Source organism: Citrobacter enshiensis, assembly GCF_029338175.1.
GTDB classification, from domain to species: domain Bacteria; phylum Pseudomonadota; class Gammaproteobacteria; order Enterobacterales; family Enterobacteriaceae; genus Citrobacter_D; species Citrobacter_D enshiensis.
Genome location: NZ_CP119862.1, coordinates 1,068,914 through 1,090,099, shown reverse-complemented (window position 1 = coordinate 1,090,099; position 21,186 = coordinate 1,068,914). Strand labels below are relative to the sequence as shown.

At 52.8% G+C, this 21,186-nt stretch carries 18 protein-coding genes and 5 tRNA genes; 11 read left to right on the top strand and 12 right to left on the bottom strand.

Features of this window, described 5'->3' with window-relative positions:
- The first annotated feature begins 155 nt into the window (after positions 1-155).
- From nrdH to emrB, 11 genes are all read left to right on the top strand, one after another.
- The gene (gene nrdH, locus P2W74_RS05230; RefSeq protein WP_276294183.1) at positions 156-392 is read left to right on the top strand and encodes a glutaredoxin-like protein NrdH; all 237 of its coding nucleotides are present in this window, start codon (positions 156-158) and stop codon (positions 390-392) included.
- Positions 389-799 carry a class Ib ribonucleoside-diphosphate reductase assembly flavoprotein NrdI gene (gene nrdI, locus P2W74_RS05225; RefSeq protein ID WP_276294182.1) on the top strand — a complete coding sequence of 137 codons (411 nt, stop codon included), beginning with the start codon at positions 389-391 and terminating at the stop codon, positions 797-799. The genes nrdH and nrdI overlap by 4 nt, the downstream gene beginning before the upstream one ends.
- Positions 772-2,916 (top strand): class 1b ribonucleoside-diphosphate reductase subunit alpha, encoded by a 2,145-nt coding sequence (gene nrdE / locus P2W74_RS05220; protein ID WP_276294181.1) that lies wholly within the window; start codon positions 772-774, stop codon positions 2,914-2,916. The genes nrdI and nrdE overlap by 28 nt, the downstream gene beginning before the upstream one ends.
- A gap of 10 nt (positions 2,917-2,926) precedes the next feature.
- On the top strand, positions 2,927-3,886 hold the full coding sequence (gene nrdF, locus P2W74_RS05215) for a class 1b ribonucleoside-diphosphate reductase subunit beta (RefSeq protein ID WP_276294180.1): 960 nt from the start codon (positions 2,927-2,929) through the stop codon (positions 3,884-3,886).
- A gap of 356 nt (positions 3,887-4,242) precedes the next feature.
- Complete coding sequence (proV, locus tag P2W74_RS05210; RefSeq protein ID WP_276294179.1) at positions 4,243-5,445, top strand: glycine betaine/L-proline ABC transporter ATP-binding protein ProV; 1,203 nt, start codon at positions 4,243-4,245, stop codon at positions 5,443-5,445.
- Positions 5,438-6,493 (top strand): glycine betaine/L-proline ABC transporter permease ProW, encoded by a 1,056-nt coding sequence (proW, locus tag P2W74_RS05205; RefSeq protein WP_276294178.1) that lies wholly within the window; start codon positions 5,438-5,440, stop codon positions 6,491-6,493. Before proV ends, proW begins: the two co-directional genes overlap by 8 nt.
- A 68-nt stretch (positions 6,494-6,561) precedes the next feature.
- Positions 6,562-7,557, top strand: coding sequence for a glycine betaine/L-proline ABC transporter substrate-binding protein ProX (gene proX, locus P2W74_RS05200; protein WP_276294177.1), 996 nt, complete (start codon positions 6,562-6,564; stop codon positions 7,555-7,557).
- A gap of 132 nt (positions 7,558-7,689) precedes the next feature.
- Positions 7,690-8,874 carry an MFS transporter gene (locus tag P2W74_RS05195; protein WP_276294176.1) on the top strand — a complete coding sequence of 395 codons (1,185 nt, stop codon included), beginning with the start codon at positions 7,690-7,692 and terminating at the stop codon, positions 8,872-8,874.
- 460 nt (positions 8,875-9,334) lie between these two features.
- Positions 9,335-9,865: a transcriptional repressor MprA gene (mprA, locus tag P2W74_RS05185; protein WP_271443216.1), complete on the top strand. Its 531-nt coding sequence runs from the start codon at positions 9,335-9,337 to the stop codon at positions 9,863-9,865.
- A 129-nt stretch (positions 9,866-9,994) separates the two neighbouring features.
- Positions 9,995-11,167, top strand: a complete 1,173-nt coding sequence (gene emrA, locus P2W74_RS05180; RefSeq protein ID WP_276294175.1) for a multidrug efflux MFS transporter periplasmic adaptor subunit EmrA — start codon at positions 9,995-9,997, stop codon at positions 11,165-11,167.
- Between the two features lie 16 nt (positions 11,168-11,183).
- A complete protein-coding gene (emrB, locus tag P2W74_RS05175) occupies positions 11,184-12,722 on the top strand; it encodes a multidrug efflux MFS transporter permease subunit EmrB (protein ID WP_276294174.1) in 1,539 nt (512 codons plus the stop codon).
- Between the two features lie 127 nt (positions 12,723-12,849).
- Here emrB and luxS read toward each other — a convergent pair whose 3' ends face one another.
- The 12 genes from luxS to recX all read right to left on the bottom strand — a co-directional run bounded on the left by luxS (position 12,850) and on the right by recX (position 21,177).
- Entirely contained in the window at positions 12,850-13,365 is a 516-nt protein-coding gene (luxS, locus tag P2W74_RS05170; RefSeq protein ID WP_192613200.1) for an S-ribosylhomocysteine lyase, read from the bottom strand.
- 149 nt (positions 13,366-13,514) lie between these two features.
- Positions 13,515-15,071, bottom strand: coding sequence for a glutamate--cysteine ligase (gene gshA, locus P2W74_RS05165; protein ID WP_276294173.1), 1,557 nt, complete (start codon positions 15,069-15,071; stop codon positions 13,515-13,517).
- 72 nt (positions 15,072-15,143) lie between these two features.
- Positions 15,144-15,572 (bottom strand): YqaA family protein, encoded by a 429-nt coding sequence (locus P2W74_RS05160; protein ID WP_192613202.1) that lies wholly within the window; start codon positions 15,570-15,572, stop codon positions 15,144-15,146.
- A complete protein-coding gene (gene yqaB / locus P2W74_RS05155) occupies positions 15,569-16,135 on the bottom strand; it encodes a fructose-1-phosphate/6-phosphogluconate phosphatase (RefSeq protein WP_276294172.1) in 567 nt (188 codons plus the stop codon). Before yqaB ends, P2W74_RS05160 begins: the two co-directional genes overlap by 4 nt.
- 138 nt (positions 16,136-16,273) lie before the next feature.
- A tRNA-Arg gene (locus P2W74_RS05150) sits at positions 16,274-16,350 on the bottom strand.
- A 62-nt stretch (positions 16,351-16,412) separates the two neighbouring features.
- Positions 16,413-16,489 (bottom strand) — tRNA-Arg (locus tag P2W74_RS05145).
- A 194-nt stretch (positions 16,490-16,683) separates the two neighbouring features.
- Positions 16,684-16,760 (bottom strand) — tRNA-Arg (locus P2W74_RS05140).
- 93 nt (positions 16,761-16,853) lie between these two features.
- Positions 16,854-16,930: transfer RNA gene (locus P2W74_RS05135), tRNA-Arg, on the bottom strand.
- 3 nt (positions 16,931-16,933) lie between these two features.
- Positions 16,934-17,026, bottom strand: a tRNA-Ser gene (locus P2W74_RS05130).
- 344 nt (positions 17,027-17,370) lie between these two features.
- Positions 17,371-17,556 carry a carbon storage regulator CsrA gene (gene csrA, locus P2W74_RS05125; RefSeq protein WP_000906486.1) on the bottom strand — a complete coding sequence of 62 codons (186 nt, stop codon included), beginning with the start codon at positions 17,554-17,556 and terminating at the stop codon, positions 17,371-17,373.
- Between the two features lie 238 nt (positions 17,557-17,794).
- Positions 17,795-20,422 carry an alanine--tRNA ligase gene (gene alaS / locus P2W74_RS05120; protein WP_276294171.1) on the bottom strand — a complete coding sequence of 876 codons (2,628 nt, stop codon included), beginning with the start codon at positions 20,420-20,422 and terminating at the stop codon, positions 17,795-17,797.
- 254 nt (positions 20,423-20,676) lie between these two features.
- Entirely contained in the window at positions 20,677-21,177 is a 501-nt protein-coding gene (gene recX / locus P2W74_RS05115; protein ID WP_276294170.1) for a recombination regulator RecX, read from the bottom strand.
- Positions 21,178-21,186 lie beyond the last annotated feature (9 nt).

The window sequence follows — 21,186 nt, the reverse complement described above, 5'->3', positions numbered from 1 at the left end:
CGCTGAGCGCATTAGTGGGGCGTAATCAATCTAAATTTCCCATATATTGTATGGTTGAATCTTTTTTCAACTACATCTAGTATTCCATTTATCACGACGCACAACCAGACGCATATCTTCGCGCCGTTTCTTCACTTTAAATGGAAATACGAATCATGCGAATTACTATTTACACTCGAGACAATTGTGTTCAGTGCCACGCCACGAAACGGGCGATGGAAAGCCGTGGATTTGATTTTGAGATGGTGAACGTCGACCGACTTCCTGATGCGGCAGAAACCCTACGCGCACAGGGTTTTCGCCAGTTACCGGTCGTGATTGCCGGGGAAACCAGCTGGTCTGGATTCCGCCCCGACATGATCAACCGTCTGCGCGCTGAACCCCGCGCATGAGCCAGCTCGTCTACTTCTCCAGCAGCTCCGAAAATACGCACCGCTTTATGTTGCGTTTGGGGTTGCCTGCCATCCGTATCCCGCTCAATGAGCGAGAACGGATCCGTGTGGATGAACCTTACCTTCTGGTGGTGCCCTCTTATGGCGGTGGAGGCACTGCGGGCGCGGTACCCCGGCAGGTGATCCGCTTTTTAAACGATGAACACAACCGGGCGTTAATTCGCGGCGTTATTGCCTCCGGCAATCGCAATTTCGGTGAAGCGTATGGCCGCGCCGGAGACGTTATTTCACAAAAATGCGGCGTACTCTGCCTGTATCGCTTTGAGCTGATGGGAACGCCTGCCGATATCGACAATGTCCGAAAAGGAGTGAACGAATTTTGGCAACGACTACCGCAGAACGCGTGACGCCGACAACCACGGATTATCATGCCCTGAATGCCATGCTGAATCTGTATGACGAAGCGGGCCATATTCAGTTCGACAAAGACCGCCAGGCGGTAGAGGTATTCATTACCACGCATGTGAAGCCCAATTCCGTGGCGTTCGCCAGCCAGGATGAGCGTCTGGATTATCTGCTACGTGAAAGCTATTACGATAACCACGTGCTTAGCCGCTATAACCGCGCGTTCGTGGTATCGCTGTTTGCGCGGGCGCGCGCCAGCGGTTTTCGTTTCCAGACGTTCCTCGGGGCATGGAAGTACTACACCAGCTACACGTTGAAAACCTTTGACGGTAAACGCTATCTGGAAGACGTCGAAGACCGCGTCGCCATGGTGGCGTTGACGCTGGCGCAGGGCGACGAAACGCTGGCGATCCAGCTCGCCGATGAGATGCTCTCCGGTCGCTTTCAGCCTGCGACGCCGACTTTTTTAAACTGCGGGAAGCGCCAGCGCGGTGAACTGGTCTCCTGTTTCCTGTTGCGCATTGAAGACAACATGGAGTCGATTGGGCGGGCGGTAAACTCGGCGCTTCAGCTGTCTAAACGTGGCGGCGGCGTGGCGTTTTTGCTCTCTAATTTACGCGAAGCCGGTGCGCCAATTAAACGCATTGAAAACCAGTCCTCGGGTGTGATCCCCATAATGAAAATGCTGGAAGATGCGTTCTCCTATGCCAACCAGCTCGGGGCACGTCAGGGGGCAGGCGCGGTCTGGCTGCACGCGCATCATCCGGATATTCTGCGTTTTCTCGATACCAAACGTGAAAATGCCGACGAAAAAATCCGTATCAAAACGTTGTCGCTTGGCGTGGTGATCCCGGATATCACTTTTCAGTTAGCCAAAGAGAACGCCGAAATGGCGCTGTTCTCACCCTATGACGTGGAGCGCATTTACGGTAAGCCGTTTGGCGATATTGCGGTCAGCGAGCTGTATCATGAGCTGGTTGCCGACGAACGCATCCGTAAAAAAACCATTAACGCCCGCGACTTTTTCCAGCGCCTTGCTGAGATCCAGTTTGAGTCCGGCTATCCGTACATCATGTATGAAGACACGGTCAATCGCGCCAGTCCCATTGCCGGGCGTATTAATATGAGCAATCTGTGCTCGGAGATATTGCAGGTCAACAGCGCATCCACCTATGACGAAAACCTGGATTACGCAGACATCGGTCACGATATCTCCTGTAACCTCGGATCGCTGAACATTGCCCACACCATGGACTCACCCCATTTTGGCCGCACCGTGGAAATCGCCGTTCGCGCTCTGACGGCGGTATCGGACATGAGTCATATGCGTAGCGTCCCTTCGATTGACGCGGGCAACGCCGCTTCACATGCCATCGGACTTGGACAAATGAACCTGCACGGCTATCTGGCGCGGGAAGGGATTGCCTATGGTTCTGCGGAGGGACTGGATTTCACCAATCTCTATTTCTACACCGTCACCTGGCATGCGCTACATACCTCGATGTTGCTGGCGCGCGAGCGCGGTAAAACCTTTGCTGGATTTACACAATCCCGCTACGCCAGCGGCGACTATTTTGCGCAGTATCTGCACGGCGACTGGCAGCCAAAAACCGGGAAAGTCCGGGCGCTGTTTGCCCGCGCGGGTGTCACGTTGCCGACCCGCGAAATGTGGTTGCAACTGCGCGATGATGTGATGCGCTACGGTATCTATAACCAGAATTTACAGGCGGTGCCGCCGACCGGTTCGATCTCCTACATTAACCATGCGACATCAAGTATTCATCCCATTGTGTCGAAAGTGGAGATCCGCAAGGAAGGCAAAACCGGGCGCGTTTACTACCCGGCGCCGTTTATGACCAACGAGAATCTGGAGATGTACCAGGACGCCTATGAGATTGGTCCACAGAAAATTATCGATACCTATGCCGAAGCCACAAAGCATGTGGATCAAGGGCTATCGCTGACGCTGTTTTTCCCCGATACCGCCACCACCCGCGATATCAACAAAGCGCAGATCTACGCCTGGCGCAAAGGCATCAAGACGCTCTATTACATCCGACTACGCCAGAGGGCGCTGGAAGGCACTGAAATTGAAGGCTGCGTATCATGCGCGCTGTAAGGAGAACGAAGTGAAACTATCACGCATCAGCGCCATTAACTGGAACCAGATCCAGGACGATAAAGACCTGGAAGTGTGGAATCGCCTGACCAGCAACTTTTGGCTGCCCGAGAAGGTGCCACTGTCTAACGATACGCCAGCCTGGCAATCACTGAGCGCTGTTGAACAACAACTGACTATTCGCGTCTTCACCGGTTTAACCTTGCTCGATACCATTCAGAATATCGCGGGCGCTCCCTCGTTGATGGCGGATTCGTTGACCCCGCATGAGGAAGCGGTGCTGTCGAATATCAGCTTTATGGAAGCTGTACATGCCCGTTCATATAGCTCTGTCTTCTCGACGCTGTGTCAGACCAAAGATGTCGACGCCGCCTATGCCTGGAGTGAGCGCAACGAGCCGTTACAGCGTAAAGCAGAAATTATCCTGACCTGGTACGCGTGCGAGGAACCGCTGAAGAAGAAAATTGCCAGCGTATTTCTGGAGTCATTTCTGTTCTACTCCGGCTTCTGGCTCCCGATGTACTTTTCCAGCCGCGGCAAACTGACCAACACCGCCGACCTGATCCGCCTGATCATTCGCGATGAAGCGGTCCACGGCTATTACATTGGTTATAAGTACCAGAAAGGACTGGAGAAACTCTCAGAATCAGAACGTGAGTCGCTGAAGGATTTCGCCCTTGAACTGCTGATGGAACTGTATGACAACGAAGTCCGCTATACGGAAGAATTGTACGCAGAAACCGGCTGGGTCGAAGAGGTCAACGCCTTCCTTTGCTATAACGCCAATAAGGCCCTAATGAACCTGGGATATGACGCGTTATTTCCGGCAGAAATGGCCGACGTTAATCCGGCAATTCTTGCAGCGCTGTCGCCCAATGCCGATGAAAATCATGATTTCTTCTCCGGGTCGGGATCATCGTATGTCATGGGCAAAGCGGTAGAAACCAAAGACGAGGACTGGAGTTTCTGATGATGGCTATTGACGGAAATATCGCACTGATATTTGCGTTAATATTTTTAACAAGATCACACTTTTGTCATTCAATTATTATTGTGTGATCTACACTCAATATCCTCCGCTTTATCCGCCTGAATTCAGACAATTCAGGCGCATTTCAAATGCCCCTTACAAAAAATATCCCACTGTCATCATTGGCGCTCAGCCCTTATATCACGGGAAATCCTGCCGAATGGCATTCCATTGCTTTAACATCATTAACAAATTCAGGGTTGTCTCAGATTCTCAGTATGTTAGGGTAGAAAAAGGTGACTATTTCTATCAGGTAGCATATCGACATATATAAATAACAGGAATCAATCTATTGCATGGCAATTAAATTAGAAGTTAAAAATCTCTATAAGATATTTGGTGAGCATCCGCAGCGAGCTTTCAAATATATTGAAAAAGGACTTTCGAAAGAGCAAATTCTGGATAAAACGGGGCTATCGCTTGGCGTTAAAGACGCCAGTCTGGCCATTGAAGAAGGCGAGATATTTGTCATCATGGGATTATCCGGTTCGGGTAAATCCACAATGGTACGCCTTCTCAATCGCCTGATTGAACCCACCCGCGGGCAAGTTCTGATTGACGGTGTCGATATTGCAAAAATATCCGACGCAGAACTTCGCGAGGTGCGCAGAAAAAAGATTGCGATGGTGTTCCAGTCATTTGCATTAATGCCGCACATGACGGTGCTGGACAATACAGCATTCGGCATGGAATTAGCCGGTATTGCTGCGAATGAACGTCGGGAAAAAGCGCTCGATGCGTTACGCCAGGTTGGGCTGGAGAATTATGCTCACGGCTACCCGGATGAACTTTCCGGGGGCATGCGTCAGCGTGTCGGTCTCGCCCGCGCATTAGCCATAAATCCTGACATCTTATTAATGGATGAAGCCTTCTCGGCCCTCGATCCGTTAATTCGTACTGAAATGCAGGATGAACTGGTAAAACTGCAAGCGAAGCATCAGCGTACCGTGGTCTTTATTTCCCACGATCTGGATGAAGCGATGCGTATTGGCGATCGTATTGCCATTATGCAAAATGGCGAAGTCGTACAGGTCGGGACCCCGGATGAGATTCTGAATAATCCGGCGAATGATTATGTCCGCACCTTCTTCCGCGGCGTTGATATTAGCCAGGTGTTCAGCGCGAAAGATATTGCCCGCCGCAGCCCCGAGGGATTAATTCGTAAAACCCCAGGGTTCGGTCCACGTTCTGCGCTGAAATTATTACAGGATGAAGATCGTGAATTTGGCTACGTCATTGAACGCGGAAATAAGTATGTCGGCGTGGTGTCTATTGACTCCTTAAAATCGGCATTAAGTCAGGCGCAAAACATTGAAGCGGCGTTAATCGAACAGCCGTTAGCCGTGGATGCGCAAACCCCACTCAGCGAATTGCTTTCTCATGTTGGTCAGGCGCCCTGTGCAGTACCGGTCGTCGATGAGGAACAACAGTATGTCGGCATCATTTCGAAACGCATGCTGCTACAGGCTTTAGATCGCGAGGGGGCAAACAATGGCTGATCAAACCAATCCGTGGGATACCGCACCGGCGGCAGAGAACGCCGCACAATCGGCTGATGCCTGGGGCAGCACACCTGCTGCCGACGGCGGCGCAGACTGGCTGAACAGCGCGCCTGCGCCAGCGCCGGAACATTTTAATATTATGGATCCCTTCCATAAAACGTTGATCCCACTGGATAGCTGGGTCACTGAAGGGATCGATTGGGTCGTTTCCCATTTCCGTCCGCTCTTCCAGGGCATCCGTGTCCCGGTGGATTACATTCTCAACGGTTTCCAGCAACTGCTGTTGGGGATGCCTGCGCCGGTGGCGATTATCCTTTTCGCCTTGGTAGCCTGGCAGATTTCCGGGGTCGGGATGGGCGTCGCGACGCTGATTTCGCTGATCGCCATTGGCGCGATCGGAGCCTGGTCGCAGGCGATGATTACGCTCGCGCTGGTGCTCACCGCGCTGCTGTTCTGCGTCATTATCGGGTTACCGCTGGGAATTTGGCTGGCGCGCAGTCCGCGAGCGGCGAAAATTATCCGTCCGCTGCTGGATGCGATGCAGACCACCCCGGCGTTCGTCTATCTGGTGCCGATTGTGATGCTGTTTGGTATCGGCAACGTGCCAGGCGTGGTAGTGACCATCATCTTCGCCCTGCCGCCAATTGTGCGTCTGACCATTCTGGGGATCAACCAGGTCCCGGCAGATCTGATTGAGGCTTCGCGCTCATTTGGCGCCAGTCCGCGCCAGATGTTGTTCAAAGTTCAGCTGCCGCTGGCAATGCCCACCATTATGGCAGGGGTCAACCAGACGCTGATGCTCGCCCTCTCCATGGTCGTTATCGCCTCCATGATTGCCGTGGGCGGACTGGGCCAAATGGTTCTGCGCGGTATCGGCCGCCTCGATATGGGACTGGCCACCGTCGGCGGGGTTGGCATTGTGATCCTCGCCATCATTCTGGACCGTCTGACGCAGGCCGTGGGGCGCGACTCGCGCAGCCGTGGTAACCGCCGCTGGTACACCACCGGTCCTGTTGGGCTTTTTACCCGCCCTTTCATCAAGTAATTCACCTGTTGCCCGGTAGCGTTATGCCTGCCGGGCCTCAGCGTCCCTCCAATAATTAAGGAACAACGATGCGACAGAAAATAATCATTGCCACAGCGTTTGCCACCCTTGTCTCTACCAGCGCTTTCGCTGCTGACCTGCCGGGCAAAGGCGTCACCGTACAGCCAATTCAAAGCACTATTTCCGAAGAAACCTTCCAGACCCTGCTGGTCAGCCGCGCGCTGGAAAAACTCGGTTACACCGTCAACAAACCGAGTGAAGTCGACTACAACGTGGGCTATACCTCCATTGCCTCTGGCGATGCCACGTTTACCGCCGTGAACTGGCAGCCGCTGCATGATGATATGTACGCTGCTGCAGGTGGAGACAAGAAGTTCTATCGCGAGGGGGTATTTGTCACGGGGGCTGCCCAGGGTTATCTGATCGACAAAAAAACCGCCGAACAGTACAACATCACCAATATCGCGCAATTGAAAGACCCGAAAATCGCCAAAGTCTTTGATACCAATGGCGACGGCAAAGCGGATATGATGGGCTGCTCACCGGGCTGGGGTTGTGAAGCCGTGATCAATCACCAGAACAAAGCCTTTGATTTGGAAAAAACCGTCGATGTCAGCCACGGTAACTATGCCGCGATGATGGCCGACACCATTACCCGTTTTAAAGAAGGCAAACCGGTTCTCTATTACACCTGGACGCCGTACTGGGTGAGCGACGTGATGAAGCCGGGTAAAGATGTGGTCTGGTTGCAGGTGCCCTTCTCTTCCCTGCCTGGCGAGCAAAAAGATATCGACACCAAATTGCCCAACGGCGCTAACTACGGCTTCCCGGTGAACACGATGCATATCGTTGCCAATAAAGCCTGGGCGGAGAAAAACCCGGCGGCGGCGAAACTGTTTGCCCTCATGAAACTGCCGCTGGCGGATATTAACGCCCAGAACGCCATGATGCATGAAGGCAAAGCCTCTGAAGCCGATGTTCAGGGTCATGTTGATGGCTGGATCAAAGCCCACCAGCAGCAATTTGACGGCTGGGTGAAAGAAGCATTGGCCACGCAGAAGTAATGTAAACGTTGTGCCGGGTGGCTAATCGTCATCCGGCACAATTCACCTCTTCCCTAAACCGCACAATCCAGCACCTGAATTCATTTTCATTCGTTATGATTGTTATCACTCAATCAAAATCTACTGATAACAATGAATAACCCCACACATCCACTGAGTCCTGCACTGATTGTCCTGATGTCTGTCGCCACCGGTCTGGCAGTCGCCAGCAACTATTACGCGCAGCCGCTGCTCGACACTATCGCTCGCACATTCTCGCTTTCGGCCAGCTCCGCCGGATTTATCGTCACTGCCGCGCAGTTGGGCTATGCTGCCGGGTTATTGTTTCTGGTTCCGCTGGGCGACATGTTTGAACGCCGGACGCTGATTGTCTCGATGACACTGCTGGCGGCTGGCGGCATGCTGATCACCGCCAGCAGTCAGTCGCTTGCCATGATGATCCTGGGGACGGCGCTCACCGGATTGTTCTCGGTCGTCGCCCAAATTTTGGTCCCTCTGGCCGCCTCCCTCGCCACGCCGGATAAGCGCGGCAAGGTGGTCGGCACTATCATGAGCGGTTTGCTGCTGGGGATTTTACTGGCGCGAACCGTCGCCGGATTGCTCGCAAATCTCGGCGGCTGGCGAACCGTGTTCTGGGTTGCTTCTGTCCTGATGGCGCTGATGGCTCTCGCGCTGTGGCGTGGACTGCCGAAGATGAAACCGGAAACCCATCTCAACTATCCGCAGCTGCTGGGTTCCGTATTCAGTCTGTTTCTCCACGACAAACTGCTGCGCACCCGCGCGCTGTTAGGATGCCTGACCTTTGCCAACTTCAGCATCCTCTGGACCTCAATGGCCTTTTTGCTTGCCGCGCCGCCGTTTAACTATTCCGAAGGGATGATTGGCCTGTTTGGTCTGGCAGGCGCCGCAGGTGCGTTGGGTGCACGGCCTGCAGGCAGTTTTGTCGATAAAGGAAAATCCCATCTCACGACCACCCTCGGCCTGCTGTTGTTGCTGCTCTCCTGGCTGGCTATCTGGTATGGACACACCTCAGTGCTGGCGCTGGTTGTCGGTATTCTGGTGCTGGATCTGACGGTTCAGGGCGTACACATCACCAATCAAACGGTTATCTATCGCATTCACCCGGATGCGCGTAACCGTCTGACCGCGGGTTACATGACCTGCTATTTTATCGGCGGCGCTGCCGGTTCGCTGATTTCGGCATCCGCCTGGCAGCATGCGGGGTGGGCTGGCGTTTGTCTGGCGGGCATGACTGTTGCCGTACTTAACCTGCTGGTCTGGTGGCGAGGTTTTCATCGACAAGAAGCCGTAAATTAAGCAGACGCTAAGCGTTTATGCCTGTTTGGGCTCCTTAGGGTGTTAAGGTGCCCCCCAGTCTGTTAAGGTTATAGGAATTATTTATCCTGATTATTTAACATCGGTGACGAATCATATAATCCTATGGAAAGCCCTGCCCCCCTGTCTGATCCCAGTCCGGCGACGTTCGCTGAGGGATGTGAAGACAGCTTACCGATAGTCATCAGCGGTAACCCGTTCGCTTTTGCGTTTACCCGTCGGGGGTTTCCCCCCGCTGGGGTCACGTCAGGTTTCATGCCTCCCGTACTGCTTATTCGTTGTTTGCTCGCTCCCCGCATCGTTGCGTTTTCCAGACTACGGATTAGCCTGGAAAATACTGGCGATTTTATAATCAGCAAGAATTGTTCTAATTTAATAATACATTTACTTTATTTGTCACTGTCGTTACTATATCGGCTGAAATTAATGAGGTCATGCCCAAATGGATAGTTCGTTTACGCCCATTGAACAAATGCTAAAATTTCGCGCCAGCCGCTACGAAGATTTCCCATATCAGGAAATTCTTCTGACCCGTCTTTGCATGCATATGCAGGGCAAGTTGCTGGAAAACCGCAATAAAATGCTGAAAGCTCAAGGGATTAACGAGACGTTGTTTATGGCGTTGATTACGCTGGAGTCTCAGGAAAACCACAGTATTCAGCCATCGGAACTGAGTTGTGCGCTCGGTTCGTCCCGTACTAACGCAACACGAATCGCGGATGAGTTAGAAAAGCGCGGCTGGATCGAACGTCGCGAAAGCGATAACGACCGTCGTTGTCTGCACCTGCAATTGACTGAAAAGGGGCATGATTTTTTGCGCGAGGTTCTCCCACCTCAGCATAACTGCCTGCATCAGCTCTGGTCATCACTCAGCACCGCCGAAAAAGATCAGCTTGAGCACATCACGCGTAAACTCCTGACCCGTCTTGATCAGATGGATAAAGATGGCGCCGTTCTTGAGGCGCTGCGCTAGCGCGTCGGCCCGCTCAAACATCCAGATTTATAAAAGAAAAAACTGACAGGCCAGCACGTCATACTGCTGGCCTTTCTGACAAACAGGTCGGCTCAGCCGATGTGAAAAAATAAGATCGTGGAGAACAACATGAGCGCAAATGCGGAGACTCAAACCCCGCAGCAACCGGTTAAGAAGAATGGCAAGCGTAAAAGTATGCTTATCCTTCTTACCTTGCTCTTTATTATTATTGCCGTGGCATATGGGATTTATTGGTTTTTAGTACTGCGTCATGTCGAAGAGACCGATGATGCGTACGTGGCAGGGAACCAGGTGCAAATCATGGCGCAGGTATCCGGCAGTGTGACCAAAGTCTGGGCTGATAATACTGACTTTGTGAAAAAAGGCGATGTGCTGGTCACACTCGATCAGACCGATGCCAAACAGGCGTTTGAAAAAGCCAAAACAGCATTAGCCTCCAGCGTGCGTCAAACACACCAGTTGATGATCAACAGCAAGCAGTTGCAGGCGAGCATTGAGGTGCAGAAAACCGCGCTGGCCCAGGCGCAAAGCGACTTTAATCGTCGTGTTCCGCTGGGTAATGCCAACCTGATTGGCCGTGAAGAGCTGCAACACGCGCGTGATGCCGTCGCCAGCGCTCAGGCGCAACTGGACGTCGCAATTCAACAATATAACGCCAATCAGGCCATGATCCTCGGTAGTCGGCTGGAAGATCAGCCAGCCGTGCAACAAGCGGCGACTGAAGTCCGTAATGCCTGGCTGGCGCTGGAACGTACGAAAATCGTCAGCCCGATGACGGGATACGTTTCTCGCCGTTCCGTTCAACCTGGCGCCCAGATTAGCCCGACCACACCGCTGATGGCGGTCGTTCCGGCGAACAATCTGTGGGTCGATGCCAACTTTAAAGAAACGCAGTTGGCGCATATGCGCATTGGCCAACCGGCCACCATCATCAGCGATATTTACGGCGATGACGTGAAATATACCGGGAAAGTCGTCGGTCTCGATATGGGAACAGGTAGCGCCTTCTCGCTGCTCCCTGCGCAAAATGCGACCGGTAACTGGATCAAAGTCGTGCAACGTCTGCCAGTACGTATTGAACTGGATGCGCAGCAACTGGCGCAGCATCCTCTGCGCATCGGTTTATCGACATTAGTGACGGTAGATACCTCAAATCGCGATGGGCAGGTGTTGGCAAGTCAGGTACGCACAACGCCAGTTTCTGAAAGCAATGCCCGAGAAATCAGCCTCGCTCCGGTCAATAAGCTGATCGAAGAAATCGTCCAGGCCAACGCGGGTTAATCCTGAGGTGCGTGTGATGCAACAGCAAAAACCGCTGGAAGGCGCACAGCTCGTCATTATGACGATCGCGTTGTCGCTGGCAACATTCATGCAGGTACTGGACTCCACCATTGCTAACGTGGCGATCCCGACTATCGCCGGGAACCTTGGATCTTCATTGAGCCAGGGAACATGGGTGATCACCTCATTCGGGGTGGCAAACGCCATTTCGATTCCGATCACCGGATGGCTGGCGAAACGCGTCGGCGAAGTGAAGCTGTTCATGTGGTCCACCGTCGCCTTTGTCATTGCGTCATGGGCCTGCGGCGTCTCCAACAGCCTCAACATGCTGATCTTCTTTCGTGTGATACAGGGGATTGTTGCCGGGCCATTAATTCCGCTTTCTCAGAGCCTGTTGCTGAATAACTATCCGCCCGCCAAGCGCTCCATCGCTCTGGCGTTATGGTCGATGACGGTGATTGTCGCGCCGATTTGCGGCCCGATTCTCGGCGGCTATATCAGCGATAACTACCACTGGGGCTGGATCTTCTTCATCAACGTGCCTATCGGCGCGGTGGTCGTATTGATGACGCTGCAAACCCTGCGCGGACGGGAAACCCGCACCGAGCAGCGGCGGATTGATGCCATCGGCCTCGCGCTGTTGGTGGTCGGGATCGGCAGCTTACAGATTATGCTCGACCGCGGCAAAGAGCTGGACTGGTTCGCCTCGCAGGAGATTATCATTCTGACCGTGGTCGCCGTGGTCGCCATCAGCTTCCTGATTGTCTGGGAACTGACGGACGATAACCCCATTGTCGATCTCTCGCTGTTTAAGTCGCGAAACTTCACGATAGGGTGTCTGTGTATCAGTCTGGCCTATATGCTCTACTTCGGCGCTATCGTCCTGCTGCCGCAGCTATTGCAGGAAGTGTATGGCTATACCGCGACGTGGGCCGGTCTGGCATCTGCGCCGGTGGGGATTATTCCGGTGATCTTGTCGCCCATTATCGGACGCTTCGCGCACAAGCTTGATATGCGCAGGCTGGTCACGTTCAGCTTTATTATGTACGCCGTCTGCTTCTACTGGCGTGCATACACGTTCGAGCCGGGCATGGATTTCGGCGCATCGGCCTGGCCGCAGTTTATTCAGGGTTTCGCCGTGGCCTGCTTCTTTATGCCGCTGACGACGATCACCCTCTCCGGTTTGCCGCCTGAACGTCTGGCGGCAGCGTCGAGTTTGTCGAACTTTACGCGAACACTGGCGGGCTCCATTGGTACTTCAATTACGACCACCATGTGGACCAGCCGCGAGTCCATGCACCATGCACAGTTAACCGAGGCGGTGAATCCGTATAACCCCAATGCAAAAGCCATGTACGATCAGCTCCAGGGGCTGGGCATGACCGAACAGCAGGCTTCTGGCTGGCTCGCCCAGCAGATAACCAGCCAGGGGCTGATTATCTCTGCCAATGAAATTTTCTGGATGTCGGCGGGGATATTTCTGGTGTTGCTCGGACTGGTCTGGTTCGCCAAACCGCCCTTTGGTGCGGGCGGTGGCGGCGGCGGTGCGCACTAGTAAAAAAGCCAGTTCTTTTGAACTGGCTTTTTTTGTGTCGGGTGGCGGCTTCGCTTACCCGACCTACGAGGACATTTCTCATTGTAGGCCGGATAAGATGCGTCAGCATCGCCATCCGGCACAGCAACTAGATATGCAGTTCCTGCAGCTTATCTTTTGGCAGCGCCAGCTCTTCATTGCTGTTCACGCGAACATCGCGCTCCAGAATATGACGCGCAATCTCCTGCGCTTCGCTCAGTGAGTGCATCTGATATGTACCGCACTGGTACACGTTCAGTTCCGGGATCTGATTTTGATCCTGCACTTTCAGCACGTCCGCCATCGCTGCTTTCCAGGCATCCGCCACGCGCTGCTCGTCCGGCGTACCAATCAGGCTCATATAGAAACCTGTACGACAGCCCATCGGGGAGATGTCGATGATCTCAACACCGTTACCGTTAAGGTGATTACGCATAAAGCCTGCAAACAGGTGCTCCAGCGTGTGAATACCCTTTTCCGGCATCACTTCTTTGTTTGGGATGCAAAAACGCAGATCAAACACGGTAATGGCGTCGCCATGCGGGGTGTTCATCGTTTTCGCGACCCGGACTGCAGGTGCTTCCATCCGGGTATGATCGACAGTGAAGCTATCTAACAACGGCATTTCGCCACCTCCGATAATTATTTTAAAAATAAACTGAACTCTTTGTTCCGGGGCGAGTCTGAGTATATGAAAGACGCGCATTTGTTATCATCATCCCTGTTTTCAGAGATGAAATTTTGGCCACTCCCGAGTGGCCTTTTTCTTTTCTGTCAGGCGTGCTTTTCCAGCCACGCTGAAAACGACTCGGTATCCGCCGCTTCGACATCCTGCTGACGACGTTTCGATGCCTCGCGTTCAGCAATAAAGTCCTGCTCCTGCAATATTTCCAGCGGCTCTTCACGCAGCAAATTACGATAGGCCTCGCCCAGTGCTTTGCCTGTTCCGCCAATCCCTGTGTCAATCATAGACCGCAGGATGCGTGCCGAGAATGTCAGTTCCGGATTATCGAAGCAGGCGACCAGTTCATCGCAGACTTTCTGATATTCCTCTCCGCCGTGGATGCTGTCCAGCGTTTGTGCCACGCGTTTCAGATCGCGGAACAAATCTTTACCGACTTTCGGCAGCGGGAACTGCGCCGTTTGACAGCCAATACCTAACGTCAGACCTGGCTTACGCCCTTCCAGAATCACCCGATTCCAGTTAGTACGCGTACACAGGAGCTCGTCGCTGCTCATTTCCGGCGCATCCGCCAATACGCACCAGACCATAAACAGATCAAGGAAACGCACCTGCTGCTCGTCCACGCCAATCGGCGAGAACGGGTTAATATCCAGCGAACGCACTTCGATGTACTCAATACCGCCGCGCAAAAGCGCATCTGACGGCGATTCGCCGCTACGCGTTACACGCTTCGGACGAATTGGCGCATAGAGTTCGTTTTCAATCTGCAGAACGTTGTTGTTAATTTGCAGGCGCTTGCCGTCTTTCTCCAGCCCAATCTCCGCATACTCCTCGGAAGGCGTTTTGATCGCGCGCTTTAATCCTGCCACATACTCATGCAGATCGTTAAACGTAATACCGAGATTGCTTTGCGATTTATTGGTATAACCGAGGTCGCTTAAGCGCAGAGACGTTGCATACGGCAGGTAGTACATGCCGCACTCCGTTTTCTCAAACGGCAGCGTGGTCGGTTTTCCCTGCAGGAACGAAGAGCAAATCGCCGGAGACGCGCCAAACAGGTACGGGATCACCCAACCAAAGCGGTAATAGTTACGGATCAGACGGAAATAACCGGCAGAGATTTTTTCTTTCGCATCTTCGCCTTCCGTTACGCCACACTTCGCCTGCCAGAACGCCATGGGCAGCGAGAAGTTGTAATGCACGCCAGAGATGGTTTGCATCAACGCGCCGTAGCGGTTTTTCAGCCCTTCGCGATACAGCGTTTTCAGACGACCGATGTTAGAGGTGCCATACTGCGCCAGTTCGATATCCTGCCCTTCGGCAATATAGCAAGGCATGCTCAGCGGCCACATCCGCTCATCGCCCAGGTTTCTGGCCGTGAAACGATGCAGATCGCGCATCAATGTCAGCATATGTTGAATATCGCCATCGACCGGAGTGATAAACTCCAGCAGCGCTTCGGCAAAGTCGGTGGTTATCCATTTATGCGTCAGCGCAGAGCCTAACGCCTCTGGATGGCCTGTCGTTGCTAATGTGCCATCAGCATTAACACGCAGTGTTTCGCGCTCTAGCCCGCGCTGAATCCCCTTCAACGCCTGAGGATGCTTTTCCAGCCAGGCTAACGCCTGTGATACGTCCGGGATCAAATTGACCTCCCGCCTGTCAAAATCGTTTTATTTAGCATAATTGTAATGGTGACCATGTGTGTCTATCTACAATTAGTGCCACCACATCATGCCCTGAAGAGTAGCCGCTGCGACCACAACATAGCGCAACGTTTTACCAAGACATAAAAAAAAGAGCACTGGCCCCCATGAGATGCGCATCCATCCCGCCAGTAAGCACAGTAAATCCCCCACGACCGGCATCCAGCTTAATAGCAGGGTGACTGCACCATAACGCTTAAGCCAGCCCGTGGCTTTTTCTTGCCAGCGCGACGTTTTACGTAACGGGAAGAAACGCCCAAGGATAACGTTAGTTAACCCCCCAAGGCTATTACCCATTGTTGCGGTTAAGACTAAGACCCAGGGATGACTCACCCCGGAAACTAACATCGCCGCTAAAACAACTTCTGAATTTCCGGGCAATAACGTGGCGCTGAGAAAACTACTGGCAAACAGGGACAGGAGCGACAGTCCATCACTCACAATAATCGAACGTCCACAGCATCCATTCCCGCCGCACGTGCCGCCTGCAGACCAAAATCGGCATCTTCAAACACCACACACTGCGCAGGAATCACGCCCATACGTTCCGCGCACAGCAAGAACGTATCAGGGGCGGGTTTGTGATGCTGAACATGATCAGCCGCGACGACCGCATCAAAATAGCGACGTAAGTCCAGGTGAGTCAACAACGCTTCAGCGATGGCACTTTCACTACCGGTTCCCACTGACATCGGGCGACGGCCATACCAGGCCTTCACCACCTCGACCAGAGGCAACGGTTCAACGCTGTCCAGCAGCATGCTTTTTACCGTATCGGTTTTTTCTTGCGCCAGCGAATGGGGGTCAAGATCGGCGTGATTGAGTTCAATGATTGACTGAGCAATGCGCCAGGTTGGGGAACCGTTGAGTGCTACCATTGCCTGAAGATCAAAACGCAGGCCGTAGCGCCCTAATACTTCACTCCACGCCTTACGGTGCGTCGGTTCAGTATCCAGGAGGGTACCATCCATATCAAAAATCAAACCCGCATAACGTTCGTACATTGCGTTCTCACAAACCTAATGACCAGACGTTACTTTATCGTAATTGATTGATTTTGTCGCTGATGGAGATAGTGAGGATTGTTCAGTGTGTGAAGCAAAGAAGTGTTTGTGTGAAGAAAAGAAGTGTTTTGCAGAAGATGGTGCATCCGGGAGGATTCGAACCTCCGACCGCTCGGTTCGTAGCCGAGTACTCTATCCAGCTGAGCTACGGATGCATCAGGGAACTTATTTTACTGCTGACATTGATACCGCTACAAAAGCCGTATCAAATAAGAGATGGTGCATCCGGGAGGATTCGAACCTCCGACCGCTCGGTTCGTAGCCGAGTACTCTATCCAGCTGAGCTACGGATGCATCAGGGAACTTATTTTACTGCTGATATTGATATCGCTACAAAAGCCATATCAAGTAAGAGATGGTGCATCCGGGAGGATTACTCGGCTGCGCCTCGCCCTGTGGGTCGTTGCTAAAGCAACGTTATCCTCCCTGGCACCTACGATGTTATCGCAGACCATGAAACAACAAACCGATTGTTATTTCTGAGAAGATGGTGCATCCGGGAGGATTCGAACCTCCGACCGCTCGGTTCGTAGCCGAGTACTCTATCCAGCTGAGCTACGGATGCATCAGGGAAACTTACTTTACTGCAGATTTTTGATACCGCTGCTAAAGCCGTATCGCTCACTCATACTTTCATTACTGAAAGTAAAAGAGAATATGGTGCATCCGGGAGGATTCGAACCTCCGACCGCTCGGTTCGTAGCCGAGTACTCTATCCAGCTGAGCTACGGATGCAAATGGCGGTGAGGCGGGGATTCGAACCCCGGATGCAGCTTTTGACCGCATACTCCCTTAGCAGGGGAGCGCCTTCAGCCTCTCGGCCACCTCACCAAACGCCTCTTGCGAGTGCTTCGGAGAACTCGTTAAAAGCTCTTCGTCGCTGCGTGGCGCACATATTACTTTCTGGGACTTATAAGTCAAACAATTTTTCCTGCACTTTTATCGTTTGCACACTTCACGCGCAATTAGTCTGCAAAAACGGCAAAAAGAGTGTTTTATCAACAGACAAATCGGTGTTTAGCCCGCTAAGCGGAGGGACAAAAAAACGAGGCAAATGAAAAAGCATGTCGGCAAAAGGAGAGACAGAATGAGGAAATGGAACTTGTGAGATAAAAAAGAGGGTTTAAAGCGGGAATCAGGTTGCGCCTCACCGAACGAGATGAGACGCGAAAACCTTAGTAACTGGACTGCTGGGATTTTTCAGCCTGGATACGCTGGTAGATCTCTTCACGATGGACAGAGACTTCTTTCGGGGCGTTTACGCCAATACGTACCTGGTTGCCCTTCACCCCTAAAACTGTCACGGTGACCTCATCTCCAATCATGAGGGTCTCACCAACTCGACGAGTCAGAATCAGCATTCTTTGCTCCTTGAAAGATTAAAAGAGTCGGGTCTCTCTGTATCCCGGCATTATCCATCATATAACGCCAAAAAGTAAGCGATGACAAACACCTTCGTGTAAGCAGTCACGGCATCACATTCTGTTAAACCTAAGTTTAGCCGATATACACAACTTCAACCTGACTTTATCGTTGTCGATAGCGTTGATGCAAACGCCGTAAACCAAGGTCTACGGCGCTCGCTAACGCTTATAGTTATTACAGTTTTGCGCTGACCCAGCCTTTCACACTGGCTAACGCTGCAGGCAGAGCCGCAGCATCCGTACCACCGGCTTGCGCCATGTCCGGACGACCACCGCCTTTACCGCCCACCTGCTGAGCGACCATACCTACCAGTTCTCCGGCTTTCACACGGTCGGTCACATCCTTAGACACGCCCGCAATCAGAGAAACCTTACCTTCAGCTACCGTTGCTAAAACGATAACCGTAGACCCCAGTTGATTTTTCAGATCATCAACCATGGTACGCAGCATTTTCGGTTCAACATCCGCAAGCTCACTGACCAGCAGCTTCACGCCGTTGATGTCGACAGCATTGCTGGAAAGATTCGCACTCTCCTGCGCTGCGGCCTGTTCCTTCAACTGCTGCAACTCTTTTTCAAGCTGACGCGTACGTTCCAGTACAGAACGAACCTTATCACCCAGATTCTGACTATCGCCTTTCAGCAGCTGCGCGATATCGTTTAAGCGATCGCTTTCCGCATGCAGAGTCGCTATCGCACCTTCGCCAGTGACCGCTTCAATACGGCGAACGCCTGCCGCAGTACCGGACTCGGAAACAATGCGGAACAGACCAATATCCCCGGTACGGCTGGCGTGCGTACCGCCGCACAGCTCGGTGGAGAAATCGCCCATGCTCAGTACGCGAACGCGCTCGTCATACTTCTCGCCAAACAGCGCCATTGCCCCTTTCGCTTTCGCCGCGTCCAGATCCATGACATTGGTTTCAACCGGCAAGTTACGACGAATCTGTGCGTTCACCAGGTCTTCCACGGCACGGATTTCAGACGGTTTCATGGCTTCATTATGGGAGAAGTCGAAACGCAGAACTTTATCGTTAACCAGGGAACCTTTCTGCGCCACATGCGTGCCCAGAATCTGACGCAACGCCGCATGCATCAGGTGCGTTGCGGAGTGGTTCAGACGAATACGTGCGCGGCGAACATCATCCACATCGGCCTGCACGGCGTCGCCCACTTTCAGAGAACCCGCAGAGAGCTTACCGATATGACCAATCGCCTGGCCGTATTTCTGCGTGTCGCTCACTGCAAATGCGAAGCCTGCACCTTTCAGTTCGCCTTTATCGCCAACCTGGCCGCCGGATTCAGCGTAGAACGGAGTCTGATCGAGAACGACAACCGCTTCCTGCCCTGCGTTAATCACTTCCACCGCTTTACCATCGACGAACAGCGCGGTGACCTTACCATTCAGTTCCAGATGGTCGTAGCCTTTAAACTCTGACGCGCCATCAACGCGAATCATCGCATTGTAGTCCGCACCAAAACCGCTGGCCTCACGCGCGCGACGGCGCTGTTCTTCCATAGCGGCTTCAAAGCCTGCTTCATCAACTTTGATGTTGCGCTCACGGCAAACGTCCGCCGTCAGGTCAACCGGGAAGCCGTAGGTGTCATACAGACGGAAAGCAGTTTCGCCGTCCAGCGTATCGCCAGTCAGCTTCGCCAGTTCGTCATCCAGCAGCGCCAGACCACGCTCCAGCGTACGGGCAAACTGCTCTTCTTCAGTTTTCAGAACTTGTTCAACCTGAGCCTGCTGACGCTTCAGCTCTTCACCAGCAGATCCCATCACTTCTACCAGCGGGCCAACCAGCTTGTAGAAGAATGTCTCTTTCGCGCCCAGCATGTTGCCATGACGAACTGCACGACGAATGATGCGACGCAGCACATAGCCACGGTTTTCGTTCGACGGTACAACGCCATCGGCAATCAGGAATGCGCAGGAGCGGATGTGGTCAGCGATAACGCGCAGCGACTTGTTATTGAGGTCAGTCGCGCCAGTGACTTTCGCCACGGCCTTAATCAACGAGCTGAACAGGTCAATTTCATAGTTGGAGTTAACGTGTTGCAGCACAGCCGCAATACGTTCCAGCCCCATACCGGTGTCCACAGAAGGCTTCGGCAGCGGTTCCATGGTGCCGTCAGCCTGACGGTTGAACTGCATGAAGACGATGTTCCAGATCTCAATGTAGCGATCGCCATCTTCTTCTGCGCTTCCCGGAGGGCCGCCCCAGATATGGTCGCCGTGGTCATAGAAAATCTCGGTGCACGGGCCGCAAGGACCGGTGTCGCCCATCTGCCAGAAGTTGTCAGACGCATACGCACCACCTTTGTTATCACCAATGCGGATGATACGTTCGCGCGGAATGCCGACTTCTTTTTCCCAGATTTCAAAGGCTTCATCGTCGGTTTCGTAGACGGTCACCCACAGGCGATCTTTTGGCAGGGCAAACCAGTTTTCACCGGTCAGAAGTTCCCACGCATATTGAATCGCGTCGTGTTTGAAGTAGTCGCCGAAGCTGAAGTTACCCAGCATTTCGAAGAAAGTATGGTGACGTGCAGTGTAACCGACGTTTTCCAGATCGTTGTGCTTACCACCCGCACGCACGCAGCGCTGAGAGGTCGTTGCGCGGGAATAATTACGCTTGTCGAGCCCAAGGAAAACATCCTTGAACTGGTTCATCCCGGCGTTGGTAAACAACAAAGTGGGGTCATTGTTTGGAACCAGAGAGCTGCTAGCAACTACCTGATGTCCCTTACTATGGAAAAAGTCGAGAAACGCCTGACGGATCTCAGCGGTGCTCTTGCTCATAATTATCCTGAAATCAATCTACACTTCATCTTTCAAACCGCCTCTGCGTTGGCTGCGCTTGTTCACCCCAGTCACTTACTCCAGTAAGCTCCAGGGGATTCACTCACTTGCCACCTTGAGCGGCTTGAATGATTTGGTGTATTTAAGGAATATTCGTCGCAGACGTAGGTCATCATAAAACGCCCCTCGCCTGAACGGAAAAAAGTGGGAATAAGATAAGTTTTCTTTACGGGGAAGTAAAATCCCGTATGTGCTCAATCATCAAAATTTCGCCATATATCCTGGATATCTTCCATCAGGTAGCCGCGATAGAGCAAAAAACGCTGAATCTTTACCTTTTCTGAAAAGTCTGTCGGCAGTGGTTCGCCGTATTTTCGGAAAGCCTGGTCGCGCGCGCGCCCACACCAGTCAATCTCGCATTCACGCATGGCCTTTTCTGTTGCTTCACGCGCAATACCTTTCTGATTCAGTTCCTGGCGTATACGTGCCGGACCATAACCTTTGCGGCTACGACTGGCGATAAAGCGTGCGACAAACCGATGGTCATCAAGATAATGGTGCTCATAGCACCAGGCGATAACCCGCTCATAGTCCTCTGCCGTCGCGTCGATCTCTTCCGGCCCATTTTTACCCATCACCGGCGCAGAGAGCTTACGGCGCAACTCTTGTTCACTGTGGTCACGTACCGCCAGAATGCGAACGGCACGGTCTAACAGACGGGAATAAACGGGTCGGCGCGGTGTAGATTCGCTCATAACAACCTT